The following is a 15,023-nucleotide window of genomic DNA, read 5'->3' as shown; positions in this document are numbered from 1 at the left end:
AGTTCCTACTAGATTGGCGATAATTAGTGACACAAAATTAAAGTTTCTTTGATGAAAGTTTTTTATTTTGCAAAGTGATGTTCCGTTAGGAACAAAATATCGGCAGCAACGGATTTTAATCCGTTGAAGAGATGAAAATAAGAAATTAAGTTCCGTAGGAACGATATATTTATACATTTGTTATTCTGAGGAACGAAGAATGACAAAAACCAAAAACAACAAAGCCTATGAATTCAAACATCATAAAAAAAACATTTTACATTTTCCTTCTAACCTCTTTCTGCGCAAAAGCACAATCCACGCATAAATTGTGGTACAAACAACCCGCAGAATTCTTTGAAGAAAGCTTAGTTTTAGGAAACGGAAAAATGGGTGCGACGGTTTTTGGCGGTGTAAATTCAGATAAAATTTATTTGAACGATATTACGCTTTGGTCGGGTGAGCCTGTAAATGCCAACATGAATCCCGAAGCTTATAAAAATATTCCGGCCATTCGTGAAGCCTTAAAAAACGAAAACTACAAACTAGCCGAAGAACTGAACAAGAAAATTCAGGGTAAAAATTCAGAAAAATACGCTCCGCTTGGAACATTAGAAATTAATAATTCAGAGAAAGGAAAAGCGACAAACTATTACCGAGAGTTGGATATCGCCAGCGGAACATCAAAAGTGACCTATGAAATGGACGGCGTAAAATATACACGCGAATACTTTGTTTCGGCTCCAGATCAGGTTTTGGTTATCAAACTGACAAGTAGTCAAAAAGGCGCTTTGAACTTCGATATTAATTTAAAAAGTTTATTAAGATCAGAAATTGGAGTCAGAAACAATATTTTGATGATGAACGGAACGGCGCCAATTAATGAAAATGCAGGATATCCGGTTCCTTCTAAATATTTAGCTATCAAAGAACGAGGAACAAGATTTACAACTTTGTTACAAGTCAAAAAAACAGATGGACAACTTACAAGTTCAAGAGAATCTTTGACTTTAAAAAACGCCTCGGAGGTTACCATTTATGTTTCTGTCGCAACAAGTTTTAACGGATTTGATAAAAATCCCGCAACCGAAGGCGTAGATGAGGTGGCAATTGCAGCACAAAACCTGAATAAAGCATTTGCAAAACCATTCGATAAATTAAAAGAAAAGCATGTTTCTGATTATCAAAAATTCTATAATCGTGTTGATTTAAGTTTAGGAAAAACAACTGCACCAGATTTACCAACAGACGAACGTTTATTGCGTTATGCCGACGGAAAAGAAGATAAAAATCTGGAAATCCTATATTTCAATTACGGTAGGTATTTATTAATAAGTTCTTCCAGAACTTTGGGTGTTCCGGCTAATCTGCAAGGATTATGGAATCCGCATTTGAGTCCGCCGTGGAGTAGTAATTATACCATGAATATTAATCTGGAAGAAAATTACTGGCTGGCAGAAAACACCAATCTTTCAGAAATGCACGAATCACTTTTAAGTTTTATCAAAAATCTTTCTGTAACCGGAAAAGTTACAGCAAAAACTTTTTATGGAGTAGATAAAGGCTGGGCTGCAGGACATAATTCGGATATCTGGGCGATGACCAATCCCGTTGGACAATTTGGAAAAGAAGATCCAATGTGGGCTTGCTGGCCAATGGCGGGCGCGTGGCTGAGCACACACATTTGGGAACATTATATTTTTACGCAGGACAAAGACTATTTAAAAAAAGAAGGTTATCCGTTAATGAAAGGCGCGGCAGAATTTTGTTTGGAATGGTTAATAACGGATAAAAACGGAAATCTAATTACATCACCTTCAACTTCGCCGGAAAACCAATACAAACTGGCAGATGGTTTTGTAGGAGCAACATTATACGGCGGAACAGCCGATTTAGCAATGATTCGCGAATGCTTTGATAAAACAATTAAAGCTTCAAAAGTACTGAATACCGATGCTGCTTTCAGAGATAAATTAGAAAAAGCATTGGCAAAATTGCATCCGTATCAGATTGGTAAAAAAGGAAACCTGCAGGAATGGTATTTTGATTGGGAAGATAATGATCCGAAACATCGTCACCAATCACAGTTATTTGGACTTTTTCCTGGGGATCATATTACGCCACTGAAAACTCCCGATTTAGCGGAAGCTTCAAAGAAAACTTTAGAAATAAAAGGCGACGAAACTACAGGTTGGTCAAAAGGCTGGAGAATCAATCTTTGGGCAAGACTTTGGGACGGAAATCGTGCGTATAAAATGTTCCGCGAATTATTACGATACGTTGATCCTGACGGAAAGAAAACCGAAACGCCAAGACGTGGAGGAGGAACGTACCCGAATTTGTTCGATGCGCATCCGCCGTTTCAAATTGATGGTAATTTTGGAGGCGCTGCAGCTGTTGCTGAAATGTTAGTCCAATCTGACGAAAATGAAATTAGATTATTGCCTGCTTTACCAGACGCTTGGGAAGAAGGTTCTGTAAAAGGACTTTGCGCTCGTGGCGGATTTGAAATTGAAATGAATTGGAGTAATAAAAATCTTCAAAAACTGATTATTTCTTCTAAAAAAGGAGGCAAAACAACTTTAATTTTTGGAAATAAAAAACAGGAAATTGTTTTGAAGAAGGGAGAAAGTAAAGAGGTTGTTTTTTAGTAATTTAGATTGAAATAATAATTAATGTATTGAAAATAGTGGTTTAAAAATAAATGGCGGGTAAATGACGTGAGAAAGACGAATAAAATTGATGAAGTGTTTTAAAGTTAAGATTTAGATTTGCTTAAAAGTTTCAAAGATGATTCAGCAACCAGAACTAGGAAAGAAGATTGCAGATTACAGAAAATCAAAAGGATTTACGCAGGAAGAACTTGTGGAAAAATGTAATCTGAGTGTGAGAACTTTGCAGCGTATAGAAGCTGGCGAAGTAACACCTAGAAGTTATACAGTTAGGTTGATTTTTGAAGTATTGGAACTTGATTTTGAAAACTCCTTACAATCTCAAAATGAGAATAAACGGAGAACCAAAAAATGGCTCGAGCAAGTTTATATAAGTTTTATTGATTTATTTAATTTAAAAACAAACACTATGAAAAAAATATCAATTTTATCGCTAGCAATAATTGTTATTGTATGGGGATTTTCGTCTTTAACCAATCAGATTTTCGCCCAATCTAAAGTCCGAAATCAGATAGAAAAATCGAACGCAGATTTTGTGAAATGGTTTAACAATGGAGAGATTAATTCGATAGTCAATTTATACAGTGAAGATGCTTGTCTAGTCTCGAGAGGTTGTGGTCAAGATTTCATTAAGAATTATTACACTATAGAATCAAAGAAGTTTAAATTTACTGAAATCAAGATAGTAAATGTCGAGGTTAATGATACGGTAGCCATTGAAAAAGGCAAATGGAGCGCGATTTTAAGTTCGGGCCAATCGATTGGCGGTGAATATGTAGCAGAATGGAGATATGCAAAAGATAAATGGGTAATTGTTAGCGAAGCATCTGGATTATAATTCAATTAAAACCCGACAGGTTTCTAAAACCTGTCGGGTTTAAACTTTGTGTCGAATCAGATTAATCCAATTTATAATTATATCCCAATTGTACATAAAATGGAATCATTGGTGTGGTTTTAAAATCTTGTGTTATTATTTTTCCAGCTCGTAAAGTCAAGTCACTTTTCTTAAAAGAATAACCGCCTTGAATTCCGAAATTAAAATTTCCTCCAGTTGAAGGTTCGTACCAGCCATTTTTGACTTCAGGATAGACTTCTTCGTAAATTTGAGTATGCTTAAAATGTGTTACAATGGCTTTATCAAAACCGAATTCTCCTGCGACAAACCATTTCGGTTTATAATAACCAATTGTAATTGAAGCATCGGCGCCAAAATTTTGTAAAGTCACAATCGGATTTCCGTATCTTCTGTAAATTCCGTGAATTGCGGCGTTGAAACGGAAATTTTCAATTCGATAAATATGTATTTGTCCACCAATTTTGGTTTTAAAATCATCAAAAATAACTTCGCCAGATGCAAAAGAAATCGAACTTTCGAGAATAATTGGCATTTTGGTTTTTAGATGATAACCGTAACTTAGTCCATAAACAAAACTATATTCCCAGCCGGCGTTGACATTCAAAATATGTCTTTCTTCACTTTTTAAATTTCCCCAATTAATGGTTTGCGATTGTAAAATGTTAGAATACAGAAGTGAAAAGAGAAATGTGATTATTACTAGTATTGCTTTCATGTCAGTTATTTTAGATTATTTAAATAATTCAATACTAAAGGCTCGACATTTTCCCATTTGAAGTAAATCATTTCGTGGCCTGTTCCTTTTACTTCTTCAATTTCAGAAACAGGAAAATAAGCTGCTTCTCTTTGTGCAAAATTTAATCCGTAAGACTTGTTCAATTCTCCATATAAAAACAAAACTTTAGTCTGATATTGATCGAGATTGGTGGTGAAATCAAAACCATCATTTTCGGAAATATCGATAAAACTTTCTAAAACCGTAGTTCCGATTCGCCAGAACGGAGAAGGTCCTGGAATTCCCTCTGTATTTCCTTTTGCATAAGAAAAACTCGATGAGATTCCGTATTTATAATCTAAAATAGCATGCTGATTTTCTTTTCCGGTTATAAATTGATCGACATACAAAAGATTGCTCGTCACCTCAGAAAAAATGTTGATTTTACGGCTCATTTCGCCATATTCGTCTAATAGTTTTTTGTTGAGTCCGCCTGGTTCTGCCAAGATTAAGCCATCAATTTTATCAGGATACGAATTCACATAGGCCGTTCCGAGCATAGCACCCCAAGAATGTCCAAACAGAAAAACTTTCTGATTAGGAGAAGTTCTGTAATATTCGATAACTGCAGTTAAATCATCTAAAACCAGTTGAATCGAATAGCTTTTTTTATCGTGACGTTTGGATAATCCCGAACCACGCTGATCGTAAAAAATGACGTAATAACCGTCATCGGCAAGTTCTTGTACGTTTAATCCGTTTCGGTAATCAGAACCTGGACCGCCGTGTAAAAAGATGAGCATCGGATCGTTTGGATTCCCAAAGGTTTCAGCATGCAGTTGTGTTCCGTTTACAAAAATCGAAGGAATTGACGAATCTTCATCGACGGTTTTCGGAACTAAATATCCAGATTCATTAATGTTATTTTCATTTTCACATCCAATAAAAAAGAAAATTAAAACAGCTATTACAGCTGAGTAAAGTAAGTTGGTTTTCATTGCAAGAATTGATTAAAATTTCTGCAAAGATGTGCTCCAATACTATGCTGGTCGCCCCAACTTGTAAGGTGGGGCTTTTCTTTTAAAGCTTCTGAGATGCTAAGGAGCTAAGCTTCTAAGTTTTTTTACTGCTGAAATTTGCTCGCAAAGTCGAGAAGACGCAAAGTTTTTATTTTTTACCCAGATTTGATCAGATCAAGATTGGCAGAAAAAAACTTTGCGTCTTCGCGTCTTTGCGAGATTAAAAACAACTAAAAACTTATTTTAAATATTCAGAAGGGGAAAGTCCAGTAGCTTTTTTGAAGTTTCTATTGAAAGCCGTTTTCGAATTAAAACCACATTCGAAAGCAACAGAAAGCAGCGTGTATTTTTCGTTTTCGGGAAGAAGTATTTTTTTTTTAAATTCTTCAACACGCTGTGAATTGATATAATCGTAAAAGTTTTTTCCTTCTGCCGAATTGATAACTTGTGAAAGAATGTTAGGATGAATATGTAGTTTTTGAGATAATTCGGCTAAAGTTAGATCAGGGTTTTTATAGAGTTGTTCATTCGTCATAAGTTGCGTTAATTGTTGATGAATGGATTGAAGTTCAGCATTGCTTAAACCTGATTTCTCATATTTAATTTTTTCAGCTGTATTTTCGATTTCGGTATTTTCATTAGCAGAACCATTCGAAACTAAATTCTCAGCAATTGTCTGATTGGTAAAAATTCCAACTTGTTTGACTCCAAAATAGCCAATAAACATTAGATAAAATACCACGAAAGAAAAGATATATTCATCTTCAAAAAAAATAACGACGCACCAAATAATGCTAGAACCTAAAATTAAGTACTGTAACCATCGAAGATTGATTTTTTCGCTTGACGAAAACTGATCAGAAATATTTTTCTGGTGTTTGGAAAGTTTTCTTAGCGAAAGCAAAGCATAGGTTATTCCAGAAAGCAGAATGAAACCGTATAAAACCAAAATCAGATTTTCGTAGCCTTTGCCTTCATTTTCGAAGACCTTTAATTTTTCAGAAAAGGGAAGTGAAAAAAACGGCATCAGAAATAAAACCGCAATTATAAAAGGCAGAAAATGTAAAAGATTGTATTTTTTGTACAGATTCTGATTCGTTAAAGCTGAAGTATACAAATACAAAAATGGACCTTGTAGCAACGGCATTGGAAGTTCAAAACCTAAAAGAAAAGGAAACGAAGCAAAATCTTTTTGATAATGCAGATAATACAAAAACAAATGAAAACCGGTGCAAAATAACCAAAGCGCCAAAATTTTATCGGCTTCACTTTTGTTTCGTTTGCTTGCGAGAATAACAACCAGAAAAAAGGTAATTATAATGCCCGTTAAGTACAACATATTGGTTTTGATTTTGGATTAAATCGGTTGTTGGAAATAAGGAGCAAGATAAAATATTTCCTGCAAATATTTGAAGATGAAATGTTTTGGATTTGTTATTGTTTAAAAGTCGTTGATCCCGAATGTCACCCTGAGCGGAGTCGAAGGGCGCTCCAATAGGGATGGGGCTTCGACTCCGCTCAGCCTGACAAACGATATAATACACCCGACAGGTTTCTAAAACCTGTTGGGTGTATTAATCATTCTTCTTTTTCAGAATTTTCTTTTTCTTCCGATTTCTGAGAATGCTCTTTCTTAAAACTTTCGTACCATTTTTCTATCGACGGATACACGAAAGCGGCCACTTTTTTCACGGGATTATAAAAAACATAAGAATCCAAAGTTTCCTTTTTAGCAAAAGTGTTGTTGAAGTTTATTTTTTCGAATAAAGCAATAAAAATACTTAAGATCAAAATCGTTTTTAAAACCCTAAAAATACCTCCACCAAGTTTATTCATCCAGCCTAACATGGCAAAATCGGCAATTCCAGTTAATATTTTGGCTAAAAAATAAACGCCGATTACCACCAAGATAAAAGTTAAGATAAACGCCGTGATTTGAATATTAGTCGGATTCCAAGAAACGTGTTTTGAAATCATTCCCGTCATTAATGAAGAAAATTTTATGGCAAGATAAATTCCTAAAAGCAACGAAATAAAAGAAGCAACTTCTACAAAAAGTCCGTTTGTAATGCCTTTGTATAAACTATAACATAAAAGTACGGCAACGATAATATCAAAAAAACTCATGTTTTGGTTTGGTGTTTAATGTGGCGCAAAGATAGATTTTTTTTTGAGGGACAAAGATTCAGAGTGGCAAAGGGACAAAGGTTTTTCTTTAAGATTGAATTTTTTTTGAGGGACGAAGGTTCAAAGTGACAAAGAGACAGAGGTTCTCATTCAAGCGTTTTTTTTAACACATAGAAACATAGTTTTTATATTATTAAATAAAAGAATTTTGAAAAAGCTAGCTTTCACACATAGCTATGATTGTTTAAAAAAGTGAAACGCCTTTCACATTTGCTAAATCCTATGATTCTATGTGTTTAAAAAAAATAACTAGATAGCATATTTAACATACTTGACATATATATGCCATCTTGTATGTATCTTTGCGACTTCATATTTTAGACTTCAGATTGCAGTTTCGATGTTTCCAAATATTTAAATGACTTCGCAATCTAAAATCTACAATCAAAACTCATAAATTAAATGTCCAGAGATACACAATTAAAAGAGCGATGGGAAAAGCTCGTTGATATACTTTCTAATCAGTTTTCGCAAGGCGAAGATTTAGATTTAGATGCCATAATTTACCTAATCGGAGTTCAGGAATACGGAAAAGTGCACCGCGAATACAAAAAAGACGAAAAACTGAACTTAATGCACATCGCGATCTGCCGATTATTGGAACCATACGGATTTTACGAATTTGAATATTTCGACGATGAAGGATGGCCACATTATTTAGTAAAAGAGAATTTACCGCCACTAAAAGCTGGCGAACAATCGGTTTTAATGAAAGAAGCGATTGTAAATTATTTTTTGGAAAGAAAATTGATTGAGTAGTGTTCAGTAATCAGTTTTTTAGTGTTCTGTTGTTCGAACTAAATACCTAACGTAAACTGAATAATAAGTTCTGCCTGTTTTAATTGCTGAAAAACATTTAAAAGAAGGAAACTTTGAACTTTAAACATTAAACTTTAAACAAAATACTTAAATTTGTATTCTCAAGCATTGGAGGAAAATGATAGACAAGATAAAACAACACATAGAGGAAGCAAAAGCCTTTAATGAAAAAAACAAAGAATCTTTAGAGAAGTTCCGTATTAAATATTTAGGTAGTAAAGGTTTAGTAAAAGAACTTTTCAATGAGTTTAAAAATATTCCGAACGACCAGAAAAAAGATTTTGGACAGGTAATGAATACTTTGAAAGCGGTTGCTGAAGAAAGAGTAAAATCTATTCAGGAAGAGCTTGAAAGTAAAGAAGAATCAAAAGGAATTTTTGGTGATTTAACGCGTGCAGCAGAACCGGTAATTATTGGTTCTCGCCACCCGATTTCGATTGTTAAAAATCAGATTATCGATATTTTTGCGAATATCGGATTCAACGTTTCTGAAGGTCCAGAAATCGAAGATGACTGGCATAACTTTACGGCATTGAACTTGCCAGAATATCACCCAGCGCGTGATATGCAGGATACATTTTTCATTCAAACGAATCCAGATGTTTTATTGCGTACGCATACATCATCGGTTCAGGTGCGTTATATGGAAAATCATAAACCGCCAATTCGTACGATTTCTCCGGGAAGAGTTTTCCGTAATGAAGCAATCTCATCTCGTTCGCACTGTATTTTCCATCAAGTGGAAGGATTATACATTGACAAAGATGTTTCGTTTGCCGATTTGAAACAGACATTACTTTATTTTACAAAAGAAATGTTCGGAAAATCTAAGATTCGTCTTCGTCCGTCGTATTTCCCGTTTACAGAACCAAGTGCCGAAATTGATATTTATTGGGGACTAAAAACAGAAACCGATTACCGTATCACAAAAGGAACTGGCTGGCTGGAAATTGGAGGTTGCGGAATGGTTGATCCAAACGTTTTGAAAAACTGTGATATCAATCCAGATGAATACAACGGTTTTGCTTTCGGAATGGGAGTAGAGCGTATCGCAATGCTTTTATACCAAATTGGCGATATCCGTATGTTCTACGAAAATGATGTTCGTTTCTTGGAGCAGTTCAAGGCAAATATTTAGGAACTGTTTCCTGCTGTCCGCTGTATCTTTTGTTTTTTAAAGAAAAAAACAAAAGGATGCCGCTTCCATCAGGGCTAGGGCTTTACGTTATAAATTACGTTTACAATAAAACAAACCTTTGTTGAAGTCTTGGCTTTAACAAAGGTTTTTAAAATTTAATAAAAATGAAAAAAGATATAATAATTCCGGAAGTCGAAAACGTATTTCTTGCAGCAGTGCAGGAATGGAGTGACGATTTTATGGAAAAAGTATGGTACGCTTATCTGGTAAACGATAGCGACTTCAATTTAGACAGTGTTATGGTGGTTTCGAAAGCTTTTGGAACCATAGATGGCGAAATGAAGAAAACGTCGATCCTGCGCCATGCATTTGTTGAGGTTCCGTCTGTTTCGGTTGTAAAAATCGAATTGGTAGAGAAAAGTCTTTTAGCATTAAACAATGAGTTTATGGTGACTTTCTTTATCGGAAACACTTTGTATGATAAGAAATTTATTTTTAAAGCCAATTCGCTTGACGAAAACAATACGGAAGAAGTGCCGATTTTGTTTGTCGAAGGTGTGATGGTTAAGTAGTGTTCAGTGTTCAGATTTTTAGTGTTCAGTCTTACTTTTGAGCTTAAAAGTAAAATAAAAGAGTCCAAAATCAATTGATTTTGGACTCTTTTATTTTATTTGAAACTGATCACTAAAAATCTGAACACTGAATACTAATCTAGAGACTCCGTTAATTTTCTAAAGACAGACTTTGCATCTTTTCCTTCGTATAAAACGGCATAAACAGCGTCTATAATTGGCGTTTTAGCACCGTAACCCTGATTTAGTTTATAAGCACTTTTTGTAGCATAATAACCCTCAGCAACCATGCTCATTTCCATCATGGCAGATTTTACCGTATAGCCTTTTCCAATCATATTTCCGAACATTCTGTTTCTAGAGAAAACGGAATATCCCGTAACCAGTAAATCTCCCAAATAAGCTGAATCATTGATGTTACGTTTCATTTTGTGTACTTTTCGAATGAATTTCTTCATTTCGCGAATAGCGTTGCTCATTAAAACTGACTGGAAGTTATCTCCATAACCTAAACCGTGAGCAATTCCTGCCGCAATTGAGTAGATGTTTTTAAGCATCGCTGCATATTCAGTTCCGATGATATCGTCTGAAATTTTGGCTTTAATATAATTTCCAGAAAGAGTTTTAGCTATAGTTTTAGCTTTATCAGGATCTCCACATGCAATTGTTAAGTAAGAAAGTCTCTCTAATGCAACTTCCTCGGCGTGACAAGGACCTGTAATTACTCCGATATTGTAATAAGGAATATCATATTGAATATGAAAATGTTCGCCGACAATTAAACTTGTTTCGGGAACGATACCTTTTATGGCAGAAAAAATGATTTTATCAGCCAAAGAAACCGTCATGTTTTTTAATTCGGAATCTAAGAAAGCAGATGGAATTGCAAAAATGATATAATCTGCATATTCAATTGCTTCGTTTATATTGTTGGTTAATTTGAGTTTTTTAGTATCAAATTCAACTGAACTTAAGTAGTTTGGATTGTGTTTGTATTTCTGAAGATGCTCAATTGCAGCGTCATTACGCATATACCACGAAATTTCGGAAAGATTTACACATAACATTTTTGCAATTGCCGTTGCCCAGCTTCCACCACCAATCACTGCAAATTTTAAATTTTCGCTCATTATTTTAATAATTTAAAACAAAAGTACTTAATAATGTGCTAATAAAGCAAAATCTAGTTTAAGAAAATTTATAAAATACTAGGAATGAGTTTTTAAGCATTTCAAAATAAATTATTTTTTATATGCTACACAATAAAATCATCAGACCTTCGTTATAACACTTTATAAATTAGAATTTTAATGAATTTAAAAAGAATTGAGTTAGTTAGTTTTGTTTTAGTATTTTGAAAAGGCGTTCCTAAATATTTTAAGAACGCCTTTTTTAGTATTCAGTCATCAGTTATTTAGTGTTCATTCACATACTACGCAAAGATTTTAACCTGAATACTAAATAACTGACCACTAATAACTAAGTTCAACAATCGATTTTACTTTATCTAAAGTCACCAATTGTTTTTCTCCCAGACCTTTCCAGCCTCTTTCTTCAAAGCGATTTACAATAAAATCGGCTGTTTTAGAATAATCTTCTGTGTATTGAGAAAGTTTGGTGTCCATTCCCATTGTATGAAAGAACTCAACCGTTTTGTTGATGGCTTCTTTTGCGACTTCGTCATCAGAACCGGTTAAGTTGAAAATTCTTCTTCCGTATTGCGCTAGTTTTTCTTTTTTAGAATCAAACATCACAGTATATAAACTAGGACCAATAATCGCTAAAGTTCTCGCGTGATCAATTTCATACAATGCAGTTAATTCGTGACCAATCATGTGTGTTGCCCAATCGCTTGGAACACCCTTCTGGATTAACCCGTTAAGAGCCATCGTACAGCTCCACATAAAGTTGGAAGCCAAAGTATAATCGGTTGGATTTTCTACAACGCCTGGACCAACTTGAATTAAAGTCTGCAGAATTCCTTCGGCGATTCTGTCTTGAAGAAAAGCATCGGTAGGATACGTTAAATATTGCTCCATAACGTGCGTGTAAGCATCTACAACACCATTTTCGATTTGTCTTTTTGGTAAAGAAGCAATTACATTTGGATCGCAAATTGAGAATTGCGGAAATAAAGCGCTTCCACCAGAAGATAATTTTTCCTGAGTGGCTTCAATTGTAACGACATATCCAGAATTCATTTCGCTTCCCGTTGCAGGCAAAGTCAAAACAGTTCCGAAGGGCATCGCATTTTCTTTAATTAAAATTCTTTTCTGAAGAATATCAATCGGATTTCCATCAAAGTTTACCGCTGCAGAGATAAATTTCACGCCGTCAATTACAGATCCGCCTCCAACGGCTAAAATAAAATCTATATTTTCTGTTTTAATAACATCAACAGCTTTCATCAAAGTTTCAAATCTCGGATTTGGCTCAATTCCGCCAAATTCTACAATTTTAAACCCTTTTAAGTTTGCGATTACCTGATCGTAAATTCCATTTTTAAAGATACTTCCGCCTCCATAAGCCAAAAGCACTTTTGCGTCTTTCGGTACTAAAGTCGAAAGTTTTTCTATTTGTCCTTTTCCGAAAACTAAATTCGTCGGATTGTATAATTCAAAGTTGAGCATTTTTTTAAGGTTCTAAGATGCTAAGATTCTGAGGTTCTAAGTTTTTTAATTAGAACGTAGATTCAGAAGCTTAACATCATAATTATTTAATTACTTTTTATTTTCTCATTTTGTGGTTGGTTTTAAGTTGCCAAGAAAAAACCTTAGTGACTTAGCAACTCAGAACCTTAGTACCTTCTATTTACCTAACTTATCTAACAATTTTCCAGCTACTAATTTAGACGAAGCTGGGTTTTGACCAGTAATTAAAAGTCCATCTTCTACGGCGTATGGCGCCCAGTTTGGGCCTTTAGAAAAAATTCCGCCGTTTGAAGCTAATGCATCTTCCAATAAAAACGGAACTACTTTTGTTAAGCCAACCGCTTCTTCTTCTTCATTGGTAAAACCAGTTATTTTTTTGCCTTTTACTAAATATTCACCATTCACTTTTACGTTTTTCAAAACCGCCGGAGCGTGGCAAACAAAAGCTACAGGCTTATTACGAGTATAAAAAGATTCGATTAAAGCAATTGAGTTTCTGTCTTCGACTAAATCCCAAAGTGGGCCGTGACCTCCTGGATAAAAAACAGCATCGTAATCTTTTTGATCAACTGTAGAAAGCTTTAGTGTGTTTTTTAATTTCTCTTGTAAAACTTTATCTGCATCAAAACGTTTGGTATCTTCGGTTGCCGAAGCTGGATCAGCGCTTTTAGGATCAATTGGTGGCTGTCCTCCAAGTGGAGAAGCAATACTAATTTCGACTCCTTGGTCCAATAATTCATAATAAGGTGCAGCAAATTCTTCTGACCAAAATCCTGTTTTTTCTCCTGTATTGCCCAGTTTATCATTGCTGGTTACAACAAATAATACTTTTTTCATACCTTTTTTATTTGATTTTTGAGCTTCAGCAGAAATGCTTAAAGCTGTAAATGCAGTTATCGCGAATAGCGTTATTTTCTTCATTAATATTAAATTTTGAACAAATTTACAGCTTATGTGATATTTGTAAAAATAAAATAAACTATGTTTGTTATAAATAAATTTATGTCATGGTAAATCTAGAATGGTACAGAACTTTTAAAGCAGTTTACAAAAACGGTAATTTTTCAGTGGCTGCGAAGGAATTATTTATGAGTCAGCCTGCGGTTAGTCAGCAAATTTCAATGCTTGAAGCACACGTGGGGAATAAATTATTTAATCGAAAATCTAAGGGCGTTGAACCAACAGAATACGCTAAGTTACTGAATAATTTGATAATAGACGCTCTTGATAGACTCGAAAGTGTTGAAACCGGTTTTCGTGCAAAAGCAGAAGATGCCAACCGATTAATTTCTGTCGGAATCTCTAAACATCTTTTTGACTGCGTTGGAAACCTCCTGATTTCGAAGTTTGATTTAATCGATTTTACTTTCGCAGAAAATGATGAACTTTTTACTTTGGTAGATTCTAAAAAGCTGGATTTTGCCATAACGACCAAAAGGTTCGATACTTTTGACACCACTTATGAAATAGTTGGAAAAATTAAACTAATCATGGTTGCTCCCACAAGTTTGGACATAACAGATTTCCGTTCTAAGTTAAAAGCAGATAATTATACTGAAATAGAAAAATGGCTTAACGATCAAAAATGGTACAGTCATGATGCGAGAATTCCGCATATAAAATTATTTTGGTTGCATGCGTTTAATAAAAAACGACCTTCAATGGTTCCTAATTATATTATTCCCATAGAATCTGAAATGTTAAGACTTTTGGCCAAAAATGAAGGTGTTGCTGTAACTTGGAATTGTAATGCGAGAGACTTTATCAAAAAAAATAAATTACAATTGGTATGGAATAGTTTTCACGTTCCAGAGGAATTTGTCTATCTGTTAGCGCCAAAAAATAATAATGTCAAATCAATCTTCGATACAATAGAAAAAGAGCTAAAGCTATTTTTTGGAAATAGATTATAAGAAATTTTATATATTTAGGTAAATAATTTAAAAATCGATCCTGAAAAAAGTTAGAATCTTTTTAGCTTTATTCATTTAAACCAAATAAACAAAACAGTTAAAATTGATTATGAAAAAGTTTGCCCTAAATTTAATATTTCCATTATTGTTTTGTTTTGTCACATCCTGCGCACATGATGATGAGGTAATTGTAGATTGCTTTGCAGATTTGAAAGTGACAGAATTAAAATATTCTAAAAATCCAGTGAATCCGAGAACTGTCAACTATTCTATAGATTACGTTGGTAAAAATAAGGTGACTTATGTAAGATGGACTTTTGGAGATGGATCTCACGTAAGAAATATAAAAACTCCAGGTGCTGTGTCACATACATATAAAAATTCTGGAAATTTTGAAGTTAAGGCCGACGTTACAATTTCAAGATCTGGAGAAAGCTGTACAATGAATTTAGATACAGATGTTATAATAGATTAAACAAACGATAAAAAATATTGAGAG

General features: G+C 34.2%; 14 protein-coding genes. 7 read left to right on the top strand and 7 right to left on the bottom strand.

The features are described 5' to 3' along the window. Window positions 1-227: 227 nt before the first annotated feature. Window positions 228-2,630 carry a glycoside hydrolase family 95 protein gene (locus tag EG814_RS01260; RefSeq protein ID WP_125718105.1) on the top strand — a complete coding sequence of 801 codons (2,403 nt, stop codon included), beginning with the start codon at window positions 228-230 and terminating at the stop codon, window positions 2,628-2,630. A gap of 139 nt (window positions 2,631-2,769) precedes the next feature. Further along, the gene (locus tag EG814_RS01255; RefSeq protein WP_206430283.1) at window positions 2,770-3,489 is read left to right on the top strand and encodes a helix-turn-helix domain-containing protein; all 720 of its coding nucleotides are present in this window, start codon (window positions 2,770-2,772) and stop codon (window positions 3,487-3,489) included. Between the two features lie 61 nt (window positions 3,490-3,550). Here EG814_RS01255 and EG814_RS01250 read toward each other — a convergent pair whose 3' ends face one another. The 4 genes from EG814_RS01250 to EG814_RS01235 all read right to left on the bottom strand — a co-directional run bounded on the left by EG814_RS01250 (window position 3,551) and on the right by EG814_RS01235 (window position 7,371). Further along, window positions 3,551-4,225, bottom strand: a complete 675-nt coding sequence (locus tag EG814_RS01250) for a hypothetical protein (protein WP_125718103.1) — start codon at window positions 4,223-4,225, stop codon at window positions 3,551-3,553. Between the two features lie 5 nt (window positions 4,226-4,230). After that, window positions 4,231-5,223: an alpha/beta hydrolase gene (locus tag EG814_RS01245; protein ID WP_125718101.1), complete on the bottom strand. Its 993-nt coding sequence runs from the start codon at window positions 5,221-5,223 to the stop codon at window positions 4,231-4,233. Window positions 5,224-5,482: 259 nt separating this feature from the next. Beyond that, on the bottom strand, window positions 5,483-6,583 hold the full coding sequence (locus EG814_RS01240; protein WP_125718099.1) for a helix-turn-helix domain-containing protein: 1,101 nt from the start codon (window positions 6,581-6,583) through the stop codon (window positions 5,483-5,485). Window positions 6,584-6,822: 239 nt separating this feature from the next. Beyond that, entirely contained in the window at window positions 6,823-7,371 is a 549-nt protein-coding gene (locus EG814_RS01235; RefSeq protein WP_125718096.1) for a CvpA family protein, read from the bottom strand. Between the two features lie 462 nt (window positions 7,372-7,833). Here EG814_RS01235 and EG814_RS01230 point away from each other — a divergent pair, with 462 nt between their 5' ends. From EG814_RS01230 to EG814_RS01220, 3 genes are all read left to right on the top strand, one after another. Continuing rightward, window positions 7,834-8,190 (top strand): hypothetical protein, encoded by a 357-nt coding sequence (locus EG814_RS01230; protein ID WP_125718094.1) that lies wholly within the window; start codon window positions 7,834-7,836, stop codon window positions 8,188-8,190. A 178-nt stretch (window positions 8,191-8,368) separates the two neighbouring features. After that, window positions 8,369-9,388 carry a phenylalanine--tRNA ligase subunit alpha gene (gene pheS / locus EG814_RS01225; protein WP_125718092.1) on the top strand — a complete coding sequence of 340 codons (1,020 nt, stop codon included), beginning with the start codon at window positions 8,369-8,371 and terminating at the stop codon, window positions 9,386-9,388. Between the two features lie 164 nt (window positions 9,389-9,552). Continuing rightward, window positions 9,553-9,960, top strand: coding sequence for a hypothetical protein (locus EG814_RS01220; RefSeq protein ID WP_008465394.1), 408 nt, complete (start codon window positions 9,553-9,555; stop codon window positions 9,958-9,960). Between the two features lie 134 nt (window positions 9,961-10,094). Here the strand turns inward: EG814_RS01220 and EG814_RS01215 are convergent, their stop codons facing one another. From EG814_RS01215 to EG814_RS01205, 3 genes are all read right to left on the bottom strand, one after another. Beyond that, complete coding sequence (locus tag EG814_RS01215; RefSeq protein WP_125718090.1) at window positions 10,095-11,090, bottom strand: NAD(P)H-dependent glycerol-3-phosphate dehydrogenase; 996 nt, start codon at window positions 11,088-11,090, stop codon at window positions 10,095-10,097. Between the two features lie 342 nt (window positions 11,091-11,432). Beyond that, window positions 11,433-12,590, bottom strand: coding sequence for an iron-containing alcohol dehydrogenase (locus EG814_RS01210; protein WP_125718088.1), 1,158 nt, complete (start codon window positions 12,588-12,590; stop codon window positions 11,433-11,435). 177 nt (window positions 12,591-12,767) lie between these two features. Continuing rightward, the gene (locus EG814_RS01205; RefSeq protein WP_164515255.1) at window positions 12,768-13,532 is read right to left on the bottom strand and encodes a type 1 glutamine amidotransferase domain-containing protein; all 765 of its coding nucleotides are present in this window, start codon (window positions 13,530-13,532) and stop codon (window positions 12,768-12,770) included. Window positions 13,533-13,618: 86 nt separating this feature from the next. Between EG814_RS01205 and EG814_RS01200 the strand changes: the two genes are divergently transcribed. Together EG814_RS01200 and EG814_RS01195 are read left to right on the top strand one after the other, a co-directional pair. Continuing rightward, complete coding sequence (locus tag EG814_RS01200) at window positions 13,619-14,524, top strand: LysR family transcriptional regulator (RefSeq protein WP_125718086.1); 906 nt, start codon at window positions 13,619-13,621, stop codon at window positions 14,522-14,524. A gap of 109 nt (window positions 14,525-14,633) precedes the next feature. Beyond that, a complete protein-coding gene (locus EG814_RS01195) occupies window positions 14,634-14,999 on the top strand; it encodes a PKD domain-containing protein (RefSeq protein ID WP_125718084.1) in 366 nt (121 codons plus the stop codon). Window positions 15,000-15,023 lie beyond the last annotated feature (24 nt).

It is taken from the genome of Flavobacterium ustbae (genome assembly GCF_003946915.1).
GTDB classification, from domain to species: Bacteria; Bacteroidota; Bacteroidia; order Flavobacteriales; family Flavobacteriaceae; genus Flavobacterium; species Flavobacterium ustbae.
The sequence above is the reverse complement of the archived record's forward strand: the minus strand, read 5'-3'. Positions and strand labels throughout refer to the sequence as shown.

Bases quoted from the DNA above. Each gene is read 5' to 3' on its own strand.
- EG814_RS01260 (WP_125718105.1), top strand. From the start codon at position 228: ATGAATTCAAACATCATAAAAAAAACATTTTACATTTTCCTTCTAACC.
- EG814_RS01255 (WP_206430283.1), top strand. From the start codon at position 2,770: ATGATTCAGCAACCAGAACTAGGAAAGAAGATTGCAGATTACAGAAAA.
- EG814_RS01250 (WP_125718103.1), bottom strand. From the start codon at position 4,225: ATGAAAGCAATACTAGTAATAATCACATTTCTCTTTTCACTTCTGTAT.
- EG814_RS01245 (WP_125718101.1), bottom strand. From the start codon at position 5,223: ATGAAAACCAACTTACTTTACTCAGCTGTAATAGCTGTTTTAATTTTC.
- EG814_RS01240 (WP_125718099.1), bottom strand. From the start codon at position 6,583: ATGTTGTACTTAACGGGCATTATAATTACCTTTTTTCTGGTTGTTATT.
- EG814_RS01235 (WP_125718096.1), bottom strand. From the start codon at position 7,371: ATGAGTTTTTTTGATATTATCGTTGCCGTACTTTTATGTTATAGTTTA.
- EG814_RS01230 (WP_125718094.1), top strand. From the start codon at position 7,834: ATGTCCAGAGATACACAATTAAAAGAGCGATGGGAAAAGCTCGTTGAT.
- pheS (WP_125718092.1), top strand. From the start codon at position 8,369: ATGATAGACAAGATAAAACAACACATAGAGGAAGCAAAAGCCTTTAAT.
- EG814_RS01220 (WP_008465394.1), top strand. From the start codon at position 9,553: ATGAAAAAAGATATAATAATTCCGGAAGTCGAAAACGTATTTCTTGCA.
- EG814_RS01215 (WP_125718090.1), bottom strand. From the start codon at position 11,090: ATGAGCGAAAATTTAAAATTTGCAGTGATTGGTGGTGGAAGCTGGGCA.
- EG814_RS01210 (WP_125718088.1), bottom strand. From the start codon at position 12,590: ATGCTCAACTTTGAATTATACAATCCGACGAATTTAGTTTTCGGAAAA.
- EG814_RS01205 (WP_164515255.1), bottom strand. From the start codon at position 13,532: ATGAAGAAAATAACGCTATTCGCGATAACTGCATTTACAGCTTTAAGC.
- EG814_RS01200 (WP_125718086.1), top strand. From the start codon at position 13,619: ATGGTAAATCTAGAATGGTACAGAACTTTTAAAGCAGTTTACAAAAAC.
- EG814_RS01195 (WP_125718084.1), top strand. From the start codon at position 14,634: ATGAAAAAGTTTGCCCTAAATTTAATATTTCCATTATTGTTTTGTTTT.